The sequence below is a fragment of the Streptomyces sp. NPDC001750 genome, assembly GCF_042892615.1.
GTDB lineage: Bacteria > Actinomycetota > Actinomycetes > Streptomycetales > Streptomycetaceae > Streptomyces.
On the sequence record NZ_JBIAUE010000012.1, the window covers coordinates 48,258 to 64,811 of the forward strand.

The window sequence follows — 16,554 nt, forward strand, 5'->3', positions numbered from 1 at the left end:
GGTCAGCCCTTTACTCCGGTCAGTGTGACGCCCTCGACAAACGCCTTCTGGGCGAAGAAGAAGACGAGGATCACGGGGGCCATGACCAGTACGGTCGCGGCCATGGTCAGGTTCCAGTCGGTGTGGTGCGCCCCCTTGAACGACTCCAGTCCGTAACTGAGGGTCCAGGCGGCCGGGTTCTCGGAGGCGTAGATCTGCGGGCCGAAGTAGTCGTTCCAGGCGTAGAAGAACTGGAAGAGCGCGACGGCCGCGATGCCAGGCTTGGCCATGGGCAGCACCACCCGCAAAAGCGTGCGCAGTTCGCCGCAGCCGTCGACCTTCGCCGCGTCCAGGTACTCGTCGGGGATGGTCAGCAGGAACTGCCGCAGCAGGAAGATGGAGAACGCGTCGCCGAACGCCATCGGGATGATCAGCGGCCAGAGCGTGCCGGACAGGTCCAGTTGCTTCGCCCAGAACAGGTACATCGGGATGACGACGACCTGCGGCGGCAGCATCATCATCGAGATGACGAGCATCAGCGACAGATGCCGGCCGCGGAAGCGGAACTTGGCGAGCGCGTACGCCACGGGCACCGACGAGACGACCGTCAGGACCGTGCCGAGCCCCGCGTACAACAGGGTGTTCTTCCACCAGGTCAGGAAGCCCGGGGTGTCGAACACCTTCTTGTAGTTGCCCCACTCGAAGGGGTGCGGCCACAGATCGCGGGTCAGCGCCTGCTGGTCGCTCATCAGCGAGGTGAGCACCAGGAAGACGAACGGCAGCACGAAGAACAGTGCCGCCGCGACGCCGAGCGCGTGCACGGCGATCCAGTTCAGCAGCGCCTTGCGGCGCGCCGCGCGACCGGCCGGGGTGACCGGGCCGGTCGCCGGTGCCGTGTCGGACGTCGTCGCTCGGGTGTCCAGTGCCTGGGCCACGTCACTCACCTGCCTGGATCAGCCCGCCGCGGCGCCGCATCAGCAGTGCGGTGAACGCCATGGCGAGGAGGAACAGAACGAGCGCGGTCACACAGGCGGAGCCGTAGTCGAAGCGCTGGAAGCCGAGGTTGTAGACGAGCTGCGGAAGCGTCAGTGTCGACTTGTCGGGATAGCCGGGTTCGAACTGCTGCCCGGAGCCGCCCATCACACCCGAGGCGACCTTCCCGGCCACGAGTGGCTGGGTGTAGTACTGCATGGCCTGGATGATCCCGGTGACCACGGCGAACATCACGATCGGCGCGATGTTCGGCAAGGTGACGAAGCGGAACCGCTGGAACGGGCCCGCCCCGTCCAGCTCCGCCGCCTCGTACTGCTCCTTCGGCACGTCGAGCAGCGCGGCCATGAAGATCACCATCAGGTCGCCCACCCCCCACACCGCGAGCGCGGTCAGCGCGGGTTTGGACCAGGTGGCGTCGGTGAACCAGCCGGGCGTGGGCAGTCCCAGCGCCCCGAGGATCGAATTGGCCGGCCCCGTACCGGGGTTGAGCAGGAAGACGAAGGCGAGCGTCGCCGCGACCGGCGGCGCCAGGTACGGCAGGTAGAACAGGGTGCGGAAGACCCCGGCCCCCATCTTGATCTTGGTGATCAGCAGCCCGACGCCGAGGCCGAACACCACCCTGCAGGCCACCATCACCACGACCAGCCAGAGCGTGTTGCGCAGTGCCGGCCAGAACAGCGGGTAGTCGCCGAAGACGAACTGCCAGTTCTTCAGCCCGCTGAATTCGGGGGCGGTGAAACCGTCGTAGGAGGTGAAGGAGAAGTAGAGGGTGGAGATCAGCGGGTAGGCGAAGAAGAAGCAGAACCCGATCAGCCACGGCGACATGAAGGCCGCGGTCCACAGTGCCGCTTTTCCGCGTTTCGCGCCGAGGGTCGGTCCTCGGCGCTTCACCGGCGGTGCGAGTGCGTCCGTACGCTTGCTCATCGCGGTGCTACTTCGCCTGCGCGATCGCCGCGTCGATCTCGGCGGCGGTCTTCTTCAGGCCCGCCCCGATGTCCTTCTGCACGCCCTTCTCTATGTCGAATCCGAGATTCTGCAGGGACACCAGGTAGGCGCCGCCGTTCACCGAGGGCGGGGTGGTGGTGCTGTTCGGGTCGGCGGCGATGTCCAGGAACGTCTTGAACCGCGGGTCGTACTTCAGCTTCGGCGACTTCAGTGCGGCCAGCGTGGACGGCACGTTGTGGATGGCGTTGGAGAAGTTCACGACCGCGTCCGTGTCGGTCGTCATGAACTTGACCAGTTCCCAGGCCGCGTTCTGCTTCTTCGAGGTGGCGGCGATCCCCGCGATGGTGCCCGTGATGTAGCCCTTGCCGTAGGTGTCGGCCTGGTCGTCGGCGACGGGCATCGGGGCCACACCGATCTCGAACCCGGGATTGCTCTCCTCGGCCATCCCGAGCCGCCACGGGCCGTCCAGCTGCATGGCCACCTGGCCGGTGTGGAACGGGTGCTTGGCCCCCCACTCGTCACCGAACGACGTGCGGTACTTCTCCAGCTTCTCGAATCCGCCGAGGCCGTCGACCAGCTTCTTCTGGGTGGTGAGCATCGCGGCGAACGCCGGGTCCTCGGCGATGTTCGATCTGCCGTCCGCGTCGAAGTACTTCGGGTTCCAGCCGCCGAGGTAGTGCTCGGTGGTCGACTCGTAGCCGTGGTAGTTCGGCATGAACCCGAGCCGCTCGTACGAGTCGCCCTTGGTCTTGGTCAACTTCTTTGCGGTCGCGGCCAGTTCGGACCAGGTCTTCGGCGGTTCGGCGATTCCGGCGGCCTTGAACGCGTCCTTGTTGTAGTAGAGGCCGTACGCGTCGCCGAGCAGCGGAACCGTGCAACGCACGCCGTCGAACTGCGTGTACTCGTTCATCGCCTTCGGGAACGTCCTGTCCGGGTCGATGCCGTCCCGCTTCAGGAACGGGTTCAGATCGACGAACGCCTTCGAGGAGCAGAACTTCCCGACGTTGTTCGTGGTGAACGACGAGACGACGTCCGGAGCCTTCGAACCGCCTGCCCGCAGCGCCTGGTTGATCTTGTCGTCGGTCATGTTGCCGACGACGTTCACCTTGATGTTGGGATGCTTCTTCCGGAAGGCGTCGACCGTCTCCTGGATCGCCTTGACCTCGCCCGGGGCGCTCCAGCCGTGCCAGAAGGTGATGGTGGATTCCTTGGACGCGTCGTCCGTGGCACCGGAGTTGCTCTGGCCGGTACAGGCGGAGGCGAACAGCGTGAGCGCGGCGGCCGCGGCGAGCGCGGCGGCCGACTTCCGGCGGACTGCGGACATGACGGTGACTCCCGAGTACGAGGTGCGGAGGGGTGACGTACGGAGTGGGGTGAGGAGCGGATTCGGAGGGACGGGCGGACGTCGGAGCGGGGTGCGCGGTCAGCGCGAGGTGTCGAAGACCTCGTCGCGGGTGGTGACGAGGGCGCTCTCCAGCGCGCCGCGCAGGACGGGGCGATGCGTCACGGCACCGGCGATCAACCGGGGCCGGGAGGCGGACAGTTCGGTGAGTTCGGACTCCACCCGGCCGCGCAGGGGTTCCCCGCCGGCCGCGATCACGTCGCCGGACAGCACGACGAGTTCCGGGTCCAGCACGGCGGCCATGGACGCCAGCCCGGTCGCGAGCGCGGTGGCGAACCGGTCGAGGAGCCGCGTGTACGGACCTTCCTCGTCCGCCTCCGCGACCTCGGCGGCCCTGGCGATCAGCCGGGACGCCACCTCGTGATGGGTGCCGGGGGCGCGGACCGTTTCGTCGTCGATGCCGAGTTCCCGGGCCAGCCGGGCCAGCACCTGGGCGCCCGCCAGCTCCTGGAACCCGCCCGAGTTCGCCTTGGTGACCTGCCGGACCAGTGGTGCGCCCGGCACCGGCAGGAAGCCGACCTCACCGGCGCCGCCGGTGAAGCCGCGGTGCAGCCGTCCGTTGATCACGAGGGCGGCGCCGAGTCCCTCCTCGTTCCACAACAGGACGAAGTCGTCGTGCCCCCGCGCCGCGCCGAGCCGTTGTTCGGCCACCGCGACCAGGTTCACGTCGTTCTCGTACTCGACCGGCATCGGCAGGAACGCGGCCAGCTCGTCCAGCAGCGCGGGGGAGTGCCAGCCCGGCAGGTGCGAGGCGTACCGCAGCCGTCCGGTGCCGGGGTCGAAGGCGCCGGGGGTGCCGATGACGACCCGGTGGATCTCGGAGCGGGTGAGCCCGGCGTCCTTGACCGCCCCGTCCAGAGCGTCCGCCACCTGCCGCACCACGGAGTCGGTGCGCCGGCCCGGGGTGCGCAGCTCGAACTCCCCGACCGTCTCGCCGGTCACGTCGGCGACCGCGGCGAGGATCCGCTGGGCGTTCACGTCCAGCCCCGCGACGTGCGCGGCCCGCGCGTTCACCGCATACAGCTGGGCGTTGGGTCCGGGCCGCCCCGCCACCGTCCCGGTGGCGACGACCAGCCCGGCCGCCTCCAGCCGCGCCAGCAGCTGCGAGGCGGTGGGCTTGGAGAGCCCGGTCAGCTTGCCGATCCTTGTGCGGGAGAGCGGTCCGTGCTCCAGCATCAGATCGAGGGCGGCCCGGTCGTTCATGGCTCGCAGAACGCGGGGGGTACCCGGTGTGGTTCCGGCCATGAGCTCCACCTGCCCTGTGTTCGGAAAGGTTGTTCGGAAAGTTGTTAGGAAACTTTCCTATTCGGTGAGAGGACGGTATGGCGCCGCGGCCGGGTCGTCAATGGTCAGCATCGCTGCGGCAATCAAAGCGTTACGTGGAGGCGGCCGTTCGGTTGCCTCCGGTCCCCCTGGGGGGCCGTGGAACCGGGGTCGGGGAGCGGGGCGGCCGAAGGGGCACGCGCGGATCGACGGATCCACGCGTGCCCCTTCGGGCGCGTTCGGAAAGTCCCGGCTACTTCGACAGGTTCGACGGCGGGGTGATCGGGTTCGTGGCCAGGGACTGCGGCGAGGTCGCCGACGCGAACGCCGACGGGGCGGCCACCGCGGCCGACGGGTCGGGGGCGGGCTCCTCCTCCACCTGGGCCGGGACGCCCCCGACGATCCGGATGCCCGCCTCGTCGAAGGCCCGCTTGATCCGCCAGCGCAGCTCGCGCTCCACGCCCACCGCCTTGCCGGGCATCGTCTTCGCCGCGACCCGGACCGTCATCGAGTCCAGCAGCACGTCGCTCAGGCCCAGGATCTCCACCGGGCCCCACAGCCGCTCGTTCCACGGGTCCTCCTTGGCCATCGCGGCGGCGGCCTCGTCGATCACCGTGCGGACCCGGTCGAGGTCCTCCGAGGGGTGCAGCATCACGTCGACACCGGCTGTCGACCAGCCCTGGCTGAGGTTGCCGATCCGCTTCACCTCGCCGTTGCGCACGTACCAGATCTCGCCGTTGTCGCCGCGCAGCTTGGTGACCCGCAGGCCGACCTCGATGACCTCGCCGCTGGCCACGCCCGCGTCGATGGTGTCGCCGACGCCGTACTGGTCCTCCAGGATCATGAAGACGCCGGACAGGAAGTCGGTGACCAGGTTGCGCGCGCCGAAACCGATCGCCACACCGGCCACGCCCGCGGAGGCCAGCAGCGGGGCGAGGTTGATCTGGAACGCGCCCAGGATCATCAGGCAGGCCGTGCCGAGGATCAGGAACGACGCCACCGAACGCAGCACGGAACCGATCGCCTCGGAGCGCTGACGGCGGCGTTCCGCATTGACCAGCAGCCCGCCCAGGGCGGTGCCCTCCACGGCCTGGGCGCTGCGGTTCATCCGTTCTATGAGCTTGGTGAGAGCGCGCCGGACGGCGGTCCGCAGCACGATCGCGATCGCGATGATGAGCACGATGCGCAGACCGATGCTCAGCCAGGTGGACCAGTTCTCCTCCACCCAGCTCGCGGCGTTCCCGGCCTGCTCGGCGGCCTCGTCGAGCGAGCTGCCGGTCACGGGTGACGGGGCTGCGGTCAACAGGGCGGACAGGGACACGACGGAACCTCCGGATGGGGTGCGACAGGCCCACCACACTAACGGGGCAGCGAACGAGCACCACCGTCGCGACGGAGCGGACGGAAGCGTTACGGGGGCGCCGGGGCGCACATGTGGCCGATTACACACCGGACGGTCGTCTCCGCCGCGGCGGGGCCCGAGGAGCCCGTGCCGCCGGGCGTCGACGGGGCCGGGCGGGGCGGTGACGACGAAAATCCTTCCGGCCCGTTACCCGCACGTGGTGGCGCTTCGACCGGGCGTGAGGAGAAAATCGGATCGGATCGTCCCGGCGCGAGCCACGCGCCGCCGGCGTACAAGGAGGCATCCACCGTGCCGCATGTCCTGGTTCTCAACGCGTCGTACGAGCCGCTCGGCGTCGTACCGCTCCGCCGCGCTCTCGTCCTCGTGCTCGAAAACAAGGCCATCTGTCTCGAGGAGTCCGGCGCCTTCATGCACAGTGCCACCCGGGTCGTCCCGGCGCCCAGTGTCGTCCGGCTGAAACGGTTCGTACGGGTTCCCTACCGGGGGCCCGTACCCCTGACCCGCCGGGCGCTGTTCGCCCGCGACGGAGGCCGCTGCATGTACTGCGGCGCCGCCGCGACCAGCGTCGACCACGTCATCCCGCGCAGCCGCGGCGGTCAGCACTCCTGGGACAACGTGGTCGCGGCCTGCCGCCGCTGCAACCACGTCAAGGCCGACCGGCACCTGCCCGAGCTCGGCTGGCGGCTGCACCAGCAGCCCGCCCCGCCCACGGGCCTCGCCTGGCGCATCATCGGTACGGGTCATCGCGACCCGCGCTGGTTGCCGTACTTGCAACCCTTCGGCGCGGACGACGCGATGGCCCGGATCGACGGCGTATCAGCCTAGGATCCGGGCCTTCGTCGTCCCCGGGGCCGGGCCCGGGGACGCGGTCCGGCGCGCCCGCGGGTGGAAGCCCGCGCGACCGGGGCCGCGGGCCTGCGCAGCCGTGCCCGGCCCGCGCAGGACGTTTCCGCGTGCGGACCGGCACTCCGCGTCGCTCCGCCCCGCGTTACTCCCTCCCGGCGACGGCGTACGCCTCCACGGACCAGAGCGAGTAGCCGAACTCGGTGCCCCGGGCATCGCCCTGGACACGGATGAAGCGGGTGTCCTTCGCGTCCATCCGCACCGACTCGCGCCCGCCGCGACCGTCCCGCACGGTCGCCGCCGTGCGCCAGGTCCGCCCGTCCGGGGAGACCTGGACGCGGTAGCGGGAGGCGTAGGCGTCCTGCCAGTGCAGCACCACCTGACCGATCCGGGCCGGACTCGACAGCTCCGCCTGCCACCAGGCGCCGTCCTCGACCGGCGAGGACCAGCGGGTCTCCGGATCGCCGTCGGAGGCGGCCGACGCCGGGAAGTCCGGGGTCTCGTCACCCGAGGAGGACGCGGTGGCGGTGCGCAGCAGGTCGGGACCTCCGGTGCGGGGATACGCCCGGACGGTGAGCGTGCTGCGTTCCTCGCCGAAGCCGATCGGCACCTCGTACTCGCCCGCCGGGGTGCCCGCCGGGACGGTGATCTCGACGGGGACGTCGGTACGGGAGCCGCGCGGCACCCTCGTCTGCTTCGGCACGCTCACCTCGATGCCCTCGGGAGCCTGCGCGGTGAGCCTGCCCCGCACCTCGGCGGGGCGCCGGGCGGCCAGCCGGGCCCGGACCCGCTGCGGCCCGCCGCCGATCTCGGCGTCCGTCTCGCCGCGCGCGAGGTCGAGCCGGGCGGCCGGTTCGTCGCCGAACCACGGCACGAGCGCCCGTACGCGCGGAGCCGCCGCGTCCCCGGAGGCGCCGTTCCCGCTCCCGGACGCGGAGGGTCCGCCGGCGGTCAGTCCGTTCCCGGACGCGTCGCCCCCGGAGACTCCGGAGGTGTCGCTCCCGCTCGTGGCCTGCGGCACGATCGGCGGCAGCGCGCCCGTGATGACCGGGGGAGCGGCCGGACCGTCGACGGGCCAGCCGATCCGGATCGCGTCCGCGCGCAGCCCCCGGACCGGCGTCTGGGTCCAGCCCGTCCCCGACACCGGGCCCAGCCGACGCCAGCCCTCGCCGGGCACGTGCGCCTCCAGCGTCGCTCCGGCCGCCGTGCCGCTCCCGGGCACCGTCATCGCCGTCACCGTCTCCACCGGACGGGCCCGGTCCAGCCGCACCGTGTAACTGCCCGGCGCCCGGGTCACCGTGCCCGCCTTCCGGTCCGCGCCGGTCCAGGCATCAGCCTCCCGGCGCACCCGGTCCAGGAACGGGCCCAGCACCCCCGCACCGACCGTCGCGCCGCTCTTCTTCGTCGCCTTGTGCAGCGGCTCCAGCGCCAGGGACGCCCGCCACGCGGCGGCGCCGTCGCCGCGCGACTGGGCCCCCAGCAGGTCGACGGCCAGTTCGCCCGCCCGGCCGTACCGGGACAACTGCTCGGTCCACGGCCGCACTTCCTCGTCGAGCCGTCCGCCGGCCGGCCCCTTCAGCCGCTGCGGGGCCTCGCGCATCACCGTGAAGGCGGCGCGCAGCGCGCGCTCGGCGCCGTCCCGCGCCGCGGCGTCCTCCGCGGTGCGCGACCGCCAGAAGGCGTCCAGCAGCGGCCGCAGGTACGCCGACTCGTCGCCGCCCAGGACGGACGTCGCGTTGTTCCCGGCCAGCGCGCGCAGCGCGTCCCCGGCACGGGCGTCGCCGCCCGCGAGGTCGTCGATCGCCGCCCGCCAGGACTCCTGCGGCCGGTACCCCTTCGGGTTCCACGCGAAGTCCGCGGTGGTGAACAGCGGGATGCGGGACGCCGACGGCTGCTCCATGGCGTTCGCGAGCAGCGCGGCGGAACCGGCCGCCACCGCCGGGTCCCGCCCGGTGTACGGGCCCAGGAAGATGCGGTCCTGCGCGTAGTCGTTCACCGGGTAGTTGTCCATCGTGATCAGTGGATGCCGGAACGCGGCCCGCGCACCGGCCAGTTCGCCGCCGGTGATGGTCCGGGGCACGACCCCGACACCGGTCCAGGCGACCTGCACCCGGTCGTCCAGCTCCTTCGCGAGCGCCGTGCGGTACGCGGTCGCCCCGTCCTGGTAGAACTCCGTCGGCATCACCGACAGCGGCTCCGAACCCGGATGGCGTTCCGCGAGGTGCCGTGCCACCGCGCTCGCCACCCGCGCCTGCGCCCGGGCCGCCGCCTCGGGGCCCCTGCCGAACGTGTCGGCGTCGTCGCCGCAGTGCCACTCGCTGTAGCTGACGTCCTGGAACTGCAGTTGGAACGCCCGCACGCCCAGCGCCCACATCGCGTCGAGCTTCTTCGTCAGCGCCCGCACGTCGCCGTCCGACGCCATGCACATGCTCTGACCGGGGGCGACTGCCCAGCCCAGCGTCACGTGCTCGGCACGGGCCCGCTCGGCCAGCGCCCGGAAGTCGGCCCTCCGGTCGGCCGGGTAGGGGTCGCGCCAACGGGCCTGACGGTAGGGGTCGTCACCCGCCGCGTAGAGATACCGGTTCTGCTTCGTACGCCCCATGAAACCGATCTGCGCCAGCCGTTCGGCCCGGGTCCACGGCTCCCCGTAGAAGCCCTCCGTCATCCCGCGCACGGCGGTGCCGGGCCAGTCCCGGACCGTGACCCCGGCGACACCGCCGTCCCGGAGCAGTTGACGCAGCGTCTGCACCCCGTGGAACAGGCCGTCCTCGCCGACGCCGTCCACGGCGACGGTGTCGCGGCCCGCGACCCGGCCGACCGCGAGCCGGTAGCCGCCGGAGGGCAGATCGCCGCGGTCCGGGACGCGCAGCGCGCGCAGCGCGGCCCCGGCACTGTCGCCGCCGAGCCGGACGACGGGTCCGCGGCCCGGCAGCGTCTCGTGGACGGTGCGCACGCCCGCACCCCGCAGGACCTGCCGGAGCGCCTCCACGGCGTACGGATCGGCGTCCGCGTCGGCCACGAGCGTGACCTCCGCGGTGAGCGGGACGGACGGGCCGGACCTCTCGATGGACTGGGGGCGCGGCCACACGGCGGGGGGCGCGCCCTCGTCCGTGCGGTCCGGCGTGGTGACGGTGGGGGAGCCGGGCGCCGAGGGGGCCGCGACCGCGGCCGGCGTTCCCGTGGAGAGCAGCCCGCCGAGCACGGCGACTGCGACGGCCGTCGCCCGCTTCCCGTACCTGAGCCGCATCGCCCGTCTCCCTCGCTTCCCCGGCTCCCGCCGACGGCGCTTCCTTCGCCCCGGCCGGCGTTCGCCTCGTTTTTGTTGATGGTGCTTCCGTGGTCCCACCGGTGGCTTCCGAGCCCACCACCCACGCGCGAGGGTGTCAATGCACGGGCCGGTTGTGCCGCAAATGCCCGATGCGGTGGAGGTGGTGAGGGAGGATCGGCCATCGGCGTGGGACACCAAGGATGACGCCGAATGGCCGAAATCGACGGACGACTTGCGGAGAACCGGGCCCAGGGGAACGGAATGTGACTCGGGGCACGTTGAACTCGTTGCGACAACGCCTGCGTCTGCGGCCGGGCCCGCTGGGTAGGCGTGCTGTGCCCTGTTCCGCCACGGCCAGGAGGCCACCATGCCCGCTGCCGCGCAGCTTCTGCTCTCCGCCCTCTCCCGACAGGCATCCGGTCCCGATCCGCTCCCCGGCCCGTCGTCGCCCGGCGTGTTCCCCGCGCCCGGACCCGGCCCGCTGACCAGCGAGCCGCCGCTCGCCGACGCGATACCCCTGACCAGCGAGCCCCCGCTCGCCGAGGCCACCCCGTTGACCAGCGAACCCCCGCTCGCCGTCAATGCCCCGCTGACCAGCGAGCCGGCCACCGCCGGCAGCACGTGGGGCATGGAGTCCCCAGGAGTCTGAATGGGCCTGTCCCGGCTCGCCGCACTGCACGGCGTCGCCACCTCCTACTCCCCGTCCGCCGGTGTCACGGTGTCCGTCCCCGACGACACCCTCGTCGCCGTGCTCGCCGCGCTCGGCGTGGACGCCGCCACCCCCGATTCGGTACGGGATTCGCTCGTCGCCGCCGAGTCCGCCGCCCGCTCCGCGCTCCTCCCGCCGACGCTCGTGGTGTGGTCGGGGGAGCCGCCGCCCGCGGCACTGACCGCCCTGCCGCCCGGCACCACGCTCGACATCGCCCTTGAGGACGCCGGTTCGCCCCCGCCGCTGTCCATGCGGATCACGCCCGCCGGAGCGGGCGGCGGTACGACCCCGGGCCGGGGCGCTCGTCCGGGCAGGACCACGAGGACGGGCGCGGGGGCCGCCGGTACGGGCACGGGGGCGGGCGCCGGCGCGGGCGGGCCGACGGCCCCCGCCTGGTGGAGCGAACCGCCGCTCGGCGTGCACCGGTTGTCCGCCCGCGCGCCGGGCGGCCGGAGCGCGGGCGCCACGCTCGTCGTCGCCCCGCCCCGGGCGCCGGGCCCGCCCGGGCGCTGCCACGGCTTCCTCGTACAGCTCTACTCGCTGCTCTCCACCCGCTCCTGGGGCATGGGCGACCTCGGCGACCTCGCCGATCTGGCCGCCTGGTCGGGGCGCGCCCTCGGCGCCGGATTCATCCAGATCAACCCGCTCCACGCCGCCGTGCCCGGCGATCCCACCGACCCGTCCCCGTACCGCCCCTCGTCCCGGCGCTTCCCCGACCCCGTCCATCTGCACGTCGAATCGATCCCCGAGTACGGCCACGTACCCGACCGGGCCGCCCTCGACGACCTGCGGCAGGGTGCCGCCGCGCTCGGCGACACCGTCCTGCACAAGGGCGCCCTGATCGACCGGGACGCCGTCTGGGAGCTCAAGCGCCGGGCCCTCGAACTCGTCCGGGCCGTCCCCCTCACCCCGGGCCGCCGCGCCGCCTACTGCGACTTCCTGGCCGAACAGGGGCAGGCCCTGGAGGACCACGCCCTGTGGTGCGCCCTCGCCGAGGCGCACGGCCCCGACTGGCACACCTGGCCGACCGCCCTGCGCGACCCCCGCTCCGAGGAGACCGCCCGGGCCCGCCGCGCCCTGGCCGACCGGGTCGACTTCCACTGCCGGCTCGTCTGGCTGACCGACGAACAGCTCGCCGCCGCCCAGCGCGCGGCCCGGGACGCGGGGATGGCCGTCGGCATCGTCCACGATCTCGCCGTCGGCGTGCACCCCGGCGGCTCCGATGCCTGGGCCCTGCGGGACGCCTTCGCCCGCGGCATGTCCGTCGGCGCGCCACCGGACGCCTTCAACGCCCACGGCCAGGACTGGGGGCTGCCCCCGTGGCGCCCCGACGCCCTCGCCGCGTCCGGCTACGCCCCTTACCGCACACTGCTGCGCGGGCTCCTCGCCCACGCGGGGGCCCTGCGCATCGACCATGTCATGGGCCTGTTCCGGCTCTGGTGGGTGCCCGAGGGGCGCCCGCCCACCGAGGGCACGTACGTCGGCCAGGACGCCGAGGCGATGCTTGCCGTCCTGGTGCTGGAGGCGCACCGTGCCGGGGCCGTCGTCGTGGGGGAGGACCTCGGCACGGTCGAGCCGTGGGTGCGCGAGACGCTGGCCCGCCGCGGTGTGCTCGGCACCTCCGTGCTCTGGTTCGAACGGGACTGGGACGGCACCGGCCGCCCGCTCGCCCCCGAGCGGTGGCGCGAGGGCTGCCTGGCCACCGCCACCACGCACGACCTGCCGCCCACCGCCGCCCGGCTGACCGGCGACCACGTGGCGCTGCGTCACGGCCTCGGCCTGCTCACCCGCGGCCTCGCGGAAGAGCGGGCCGCGGAGGCCCACGACACCGCCGAATGGCTCGGCCACCTCGCCCGGCTCCGGCTGCTCCCGGAGGGCGAGGGCGACGAGGAGGGCGCCGTCCGCGCCGTACACCGCTTCCTGCTGCGCACCCCCGCCCGCATGGTCGGCGTCTGGCTCCCCGACGCGCTCGGCGACCGCCGCCCGCAGAACGTTCCGGGCACCTGGGACCAGTACCCCAACTGGCGGCTGCCCCTCGCCGACGCGGAGGGCGACGCGGTCGCGCTGGAGGAACTGGCCGCCGCGCCCCGGCTGCACCGGCTGATGGAGGTCTTCCGTCCGCGCGGGGAACACGGGACGGAGCGGCCGACGACGCGTACGGGGCCGGGGCCCCGGCCGTGACCCCGTCCTGATCCCGAGGCGTCCCGGCCCCGGGCGCGGGCGGCTCGTGCGCGGTTCGCACATGGTTCGTACCAGGGCCGTACGCCGCTCGCTCGCGGTGGCGAGGCCCGTACGGCACCCCCGGGCGCGCGCCCGTCGGGGGCGTTCGCTACGTTTGCACCGTGGACAAGAAGAACGCTATGCGCGCCGGCGCCGTCGCGGCCGGAACGACGCTGATGATGCTGCTCATGTCGTCCCCCGCGCTCGCGCTCACCCGCGACGACGGTGACGACCCCGGTCCGGGCCTGAGCGTGATGGAGACGGTCGGCCTGTACGTCGTGGCCCCCATCGCCCTGTTCGTGGTCATCGCGGGCCTGGTCATGGTCTTCGACAAGTCCAAGAAGCAGGCCTGACGAACCCCGGGGGACAGGTCCGACGGGTCCGGGAGACGGACCCGTGTCCGGGCGATCGATCCATGTCGGGGAGCCCCCGCTCCCGCCGAGTGCGCCGCCGGTACCCCGTGCCGAGCGGCGCGCACGCGTGTCCGGACGACGAAGGCCCCGGGCCGTCCCCGGACGGCCGGACGGGGCGGCCGTGACCGGGGCGCGGGCATGACCGACTGGGACGTCAAGAAGCTCCGCGTCCTTCGCACGCTGCGCGACCGGGGCACGGTCACCGCGACCGCGGAGGCGCTGCTGATGACCCCGTCGGCCGTCTCGCAGCAACTGTCCAACCTGTCCCGGCAGCTGGGCGTCCCGCTCCTGGCGGCCCAGGGGCGACGGGTCCGCCTCACCGACGCCGCGCACCTGGTGCTGCGTCACGCCGATGCCGTCTTCGCCGAGTTGGAGCGCGCCGACGCGGAACTGACCGGCTATCTGCGCGGCGAGGCGGGCGAGGTACGGGTCGCGGCGTTCTCCACGGCGGTGCCCGCCCTCGTCGTCCCGGCGGTGCGGCGGCTGCGCGCCGAGGACCGCCCGGGACCGGACGTGCGGGTGCGGGAGGCGGAGGCCGCGCAGGCGTACGAACTGCTGGCCGCCGGTGACGCGGACCTCGCGCTGTCCCTCGCCGCCCACGCCCCGGCGTCCCACGACCCCCGGTTCGCCGTGCTGCCGCTGCTCGCCGACCCGCTGGACGTGGCCCTGCCCGTCGGCCACCGCCTGGCCGCCGCGCCCGGTCTCCGCCTCGCCGACCTCCGCGACGAACCCTGGATCTTCGGCGGCTCCGGCCCCTGGTCGCGGATCACCACGGCGGCGTGCGAGGCCGCCGGATTCGTACCCGAGCAGGCACACAGCGCCGCGGGCTGGACGGCGATCCTGGCCATGGTCGAGGCGGGCATGGGGGTGGCGCTGATCCCGCGGATGGCGTCCGCGGAACGGCACGGCCGCCGGGGCGGCGTGGTGATGCGCGTACTGGAGGCGGACCAGCCGCGGCGCCACGTGCTGGCGGCGGTGCGGCAGGGCGCCGAGCGGGGGCCCGCCGTGGCCCGGGTCCTCGCGGCGCTCGTAGGGACGGCCGCATCGTTCACTTCCACTGAACGGACAGTGCAGTAACTTTCGATGGACCCGACGGGTCGGTGGTGGCGACAGTGACCCCATGACCTTCGACCAGAACGAGAACCAGCAGGGGAAGTCCCACGAGAACCACCACGAGAACGCCACCGAGGACCCCCACGCCAACGACGCGGCCCCGTACGGCGGCGGCGACCCGTACGCCGACTACCGCACCACCGACCTCCCGTTCACCGATCTCGTCGACCTCGCCGACCGCCGCCTCGGCGCGGGTGTGATCGCCGCCAACGACGAGTTCTTCGCCCAGCGCGAGAACCTCCTCGTCCCGGAACGCGCGGTCTTCGACCCGGAGCGCTTCGGCCACAAGGGCAAGGTCATGGACGGCTGGGAGACCCGCCGTCGGCGCGGTGCGGACGCGCGCCACCCGTTCCCGGCCCCGGACGAGCACGACTGGGCGCTGATCCGTCTCGGCGCCCCCGGCGTCATCCGCGGCATCGTCGTCGACACGGCCCACTTCCGCGGCAACTACCCGCAGCGCGTCTCGGTCCAGGCGACGGCGGTCGACGGCGCCCCCGGTCCCGAGGAACTCCTCGCGGACGACGTGAAGTGGGAGGAGATCGTCCCGCCGACCCCGGTGCGCGGCCACGCCGCCAACGGCTTCGAGATCACCGACGGCCGCCGTTACACCCACCTGCGCCTGTGCCAGCACCCCGACGGCGGCATCGCCCGCCTCCGCGTCCACGGCGAGGTCCTGCCCGACCCCTCCTGGCTGGCCGCGCTCGGCACCTTCGACCTGGTATCCGTGGTGAACGGCGGCAGTCACGAGGACGCCTCGGACCGCTTCTACTCCTCGCCCACCCAGATCATCCTGCCCGGCACCTCCCGCAGGATGGACGACGGCTGGGAGAACCGCCGCCGCCGGGTCCGCGACACGAACGACTGGGTCCGCTTCCGCCTCCCCGCCCAGGGTGCGGTCCGGGCGGTCGAGATCGACACCGCCTACCTCAAGGGCAACGCGGCCGGCTGGATCGCCCTGCACGGACGGAACGGCGAGACGGGCGAATGGTTCGAGATCATCCCCCGCACCCGCCTCCAGCCCGACACCCTCCACCGCTTCCCGCTCCGCGCCCAGGCGGTCGTCACCCACGTCCGCCTCGACGCCTTCCCCGACGGCGGTGTCGCCCGCATGCGCCTGCACGGCAGCCTCACGGAGACCGGCGCGGCCGATCTGGCCCGCCGCTACGAGCAGGCCGGGGCGTAGTCCGCCGCCGGTGCCGTGCCCGTCGCGGGTCCGGGCCGGGAAACAAGAACAGCGGTGCCCGGGGCCAGGAGCGCCCTTCGCGTGTCGCAATGTAATACGGCGCGCTACGCTGGACTCATGAAGACCATCACCCAGCGCGAACTCGCGGCCCGGTCCAAAGCAGTCCTGGATGACGTGGAAGCGGGCGAGACCTACCACATCACCCGCAACGGGACGGAGATCGCCGAGGTCCGCCCGCTGACCGCTCGCCGGAGGTTCATCCCGGTCGAGGAGATGCAGCGCAAGTGGCGGACCGCGCCGCGTGTCGACTCCGCGCGGATGCGCGCGGAGTCCGACGCGTTCTTCGGGAGCGAGGAGCGGATCGGTGAGAGCGACGACCCCTGGAAGCGGTCCCGGGACCAGGGGCGGGCCCATGGGTGAGCGTCACGCGCGGGGGTTGCTGGACACCTGCACGGTCATCGACCTGCCGCACATCGCTCCGGAGCGGCTTCCGGTGGAGATGGCCGTTCCCGCTCTCGTACTGGCAGAGCTGGCCCAGGGAGTCGCCATGGCCAAGGACCCCGTGGACATGATGGCGAGGGCGCAGCGGCTGGCCGATGTGGAGGCGGACTTCGACGCGGTGCCGTTCGGGAGGGAGGCCGCGCGCCGGTACGGCACGCTGGTCGCGCTGGTCGTCAAGTCGGGACGGAACCCGCGTCCGCGACGCGTGGACCTGATGATCGCGGCTGTGGCGGCCGCCGAAGGGCTGCCGCTCTACACGCGCAACCCGGACGATTTCAAGGGCCTTGAGCAGGGTGTGGAGTTTGTCGCCGTCTGAGCGGCGTCCGGGGGCCGCGGCGCCCCGGCCTGCCGGGAACGGC

Annotated in this window: 14 protein-coding genes; 8 read left to right on the forward strand and 6 right to left on the reverse strand. The window is 72.9% G+C overall.

Annotated features, from left to right (window positions below; translation table 11 throughout):
* Positions 1–2: 2 nt before the first annotated feature.
* The 5 genes from ACFYY6_RS19700 to ACFYY6_RS19720 all read right to left on the reverse strand — a co-directional run bounded on the left by ACFYY6_RS19700 (position 3) and on the right by ACFYY6_RS19720 (position 5,903).
* The gene (locus ACFYY6_RS19700; protein ID WP_386607916.1) at positions 3–914 is read right to left on the reverse strand and encodes a carbohydrate ABC transporter permease; all 912 of its coding nucleotides are present in this window, start codon (positions 912–914) and stop codon (positions 3–5) included.
* A gap of 1 nt (position 915) precedes the next feature.
* A complete protein-coding gene (locus tag ACFYY6_RS19705; RefSeq protein WP_389194496.1) occupies positions 916–1,797 on the reverse strand; it encodes a carbohydrate ABC transporter permease in 882 nt (293 codons plus the stop codon).
* Between the two features lie 106 nt (positions 1,798–1,903).
* The gene (locus ACFYY6_RS19710; protein ID WP_351626453.1) at positions 1,904–3,241 is read right to left on the reverse strand and encodes an ABC transporter substrate-binding protein; all 1,338 of its coding nucleotides are present in this window, start codon (positions 3,239–3,241) and stop codon (positions 1,904–1,906) included.
* Between the two features lie 99 nt (positions 3,242–3,340).
* The gene (locus ACFYY6_RS19715) at positions 3,341–4,564 is read right to left on the reverse strand and encodes an ROK family transcriptional regulator (protein ID WP_351518120.1); all 1,224 of its coding nucleotides are present in this window, start codon (positions 4,562–4,564) and stop codon (positions 3,341–3,343) included.
* A gap of 271 nt (positions 4,565–4,835) precedes the next feature.
* Positions 4,836–5,903 carry a mechanosensitive ion channel family protein gene (locus tag ACFYY6_RS19720; RefSeq protein WP_351518122.1) on the reverse strand — a complete coding sequence of 356 codons (1,068 nt, stop codon included), beginning with the start codon at positions 5,901–5,903 and terminating at the stop codon, positions 4,836–4,838.
* Between the two features lie 330 nt (positions 5,904–6,233).
* Between ACFYY6_RS19720 and ACFYY6_RS19725 the strand changes: the two genes are divergently transcribed.
* A complete protein-coding gene (locus tag ACFYY6_RS19725; RefSeq protein WP_351518123.1) occupies positions 6,234–6,770 on the forward strand; it encodes an HNH endonuclease in 537 nt (178 codons plus the stop codon).
* A 163-nt stretch (positions 6,771–6,933) separates the two neighbouring features.
* Here ACFYY6_RS19725 and ACFYY6_RS19730 read toward each other — a convergent pair whose 3' ends face one another.
* A complete protein-coding gene (locus ACFYY6_RS19730; protein WP_351626458.1) occupies positions 6,934–10,035 on the reverse strand; it encodes a beta-N-acetylglucosaminidase domain-containing protein in 3,102 nt (1,033 codons plus the stop codon).
* Between the two features lie 388 nt (positions 10,036–10,423).
* On the opposite strand from ACFYY6_RS19730, the gene ACFYY6_RS19735 reads away from it, so the two are divergent.
* The 7 genes from ACFYY6_RS19735 (at position 10,424) to ACFYY6_RS19765 (ending at position 16,511) form a co-directional block, all read left to right on the forward strand.
* On the forward strand, positions 10,424–10,705 hold the full coding sequence (locus ACFYY6_RS19735; protein WP_351518125.1) for a hypothetical protein: 282 nt from the start codon (positions 10,424–10,426) through the stop codon (positions 10,703–10,705).
* Positions 10,706–12,946 (forward strand): 4-alpha-glucanotransferase, encoded by a 2,241-nt coding sequence (malQ, locus tag ACFYY6_RS19740; protein ID WP_389194385.1) that lies wholly within the window; start codon positions 10,706–10,708, stop codon positions 12,944–12,946.
* A gap of 161 nt (positions 12,947–13,107) precedes the next feature.
* Positions 13,108–13,338 (forward strand): hypothetical protein, encoded by a 231-nt coding sequence (locus ACFYY6_RS19745; protein ID WP_351518128.1) that lies wholly within the window; start codon positions 13,108–13,110, stop codon positions 13,336–13,338.
* Between the two features lie 198 nt (positions 13,339–13,536).
* Positions 13,537–14,475, forward strand: a complete 939-nt coding sequence (locus ACFYY6_RS19750; protein ID WP_351518130.1) for a LysR substrate-binding domain-containing protein — start codon at positions 13,537–13,539, stop codon at positions 14,473–14,475.
* A gap of 43 nt (positions 14,476–14,518) precedes the next feature.
* Positions 14,519–15,694 carry an allantoicase gene (alc, locus tag ACFYY6_RS19755; protein ID WP_351518131.1) on the forward strand — a complete coding sequence of 392 codons (1,176 nt, stop codon included), beginning with the start codon at positions 14,519–14,521 and terminating at the stop codon, positions 15,692–15,694.
* A 117-nt stretch (positions 15,695–15,811) separates the two neighbouring features.
* Positions 15,812–16,114: a PhdYeFM domain-containing protein gene (locus ACFYY6_RS19760; RefSeq protein WP_351518133.1), complete on the forward strand. Its 303-nt coding sequence runs from the start codon at positions 15,812–15,814 to the stop codon at positions 16,112–16,114.
* Positions 16,107–16,511: a type II toxin-antitoxin system VapC family toxin gene (locus ACFYY6_RS19765; protein ID WP_351518135.1), complete on the forward strand. Its 405-nt coding sequence runs from the start codon at positions 16,107–16,109 to the stop codon at positions 16,509–16,511. Before ACFYY6_RS19760 ends, ACFYY6_RS19765 begins: the two co-directional genes overlap by 8 nt.
* Positions 16,512–16,554 lie beyond the last annotated feature (43 nt).

Coding starts and splice junctions, on each gene's coding strand:
- ACFYY6_RS19715 (WP_351518120.1), bottom strand. CDS start 4,564: ATGGCCGGAACCACACCGGGTACCCCCCGCGTTCTGCGAGCCATGAAC.
- malQ (WP_389194385.1), top strand. CDS start 10,706: ATGGGCCTGTCCCGGCTCGCCGCACTGCACGGCGTCGCCACCTCCTAC.
- ACFYY6_RS19705 (WP_389194496.1), bottom strand. CDS start 1,797: ATGTCGCCGTGGCTGATCGGGTTCTGCTTCTTCTTCGCCTACCCGCTG.
- ACFYY6_RS19735 (WP_351518125.1), top strand. CDS start 10,424: ATGCCCGCTGCCGCGCAGCTTCTGCTCTCCGCCCTCTCCCGACAGGCA.
- ACFYY6_RS19750 (WP_351518130.1), top strand. CDS start 13,537: ATGACCGACTGGGACGTCAAGAAGCTCCGCGTCCTTCGCACGCTGCGC.
- ACFYY6_RS19710 (WP_351626453.1), bottom strand. CDS start 3,241: ATGTCCGCAGTCCGCCGGAAGTCGGCCGCCGCGCTCGCCGCGGCCGCC.
- ACFYY6_RS19760 (WP_351518133.1), top strand. CDS start 15,812: ATGAAGACCATCACCCAGCGCGAACTCGCGGCCCGGTCCAAAGCAGTC.
- alc (WP_351518131.1), top strand. CDS start 14,519: ATGACCTTCGACCAGAACGAGAACCAGCAGGGGAAGTCCCACGAGAAC.
- ACFYY6_RS19730 (WP_351626458.1), bottom strand. CDS start 10,035: ATGCGGCTCAGGTACGGGAAGCGGGCGACGGCCGTCGCAGTCGCCGTG.
- ACFYY6_RS19765 (WP_351518135.1), top strand. CDS start 16,107: ATGGGTGAGCGTCACGCGCGGGGGTTGCTGGACACCTGCACGGTCATC.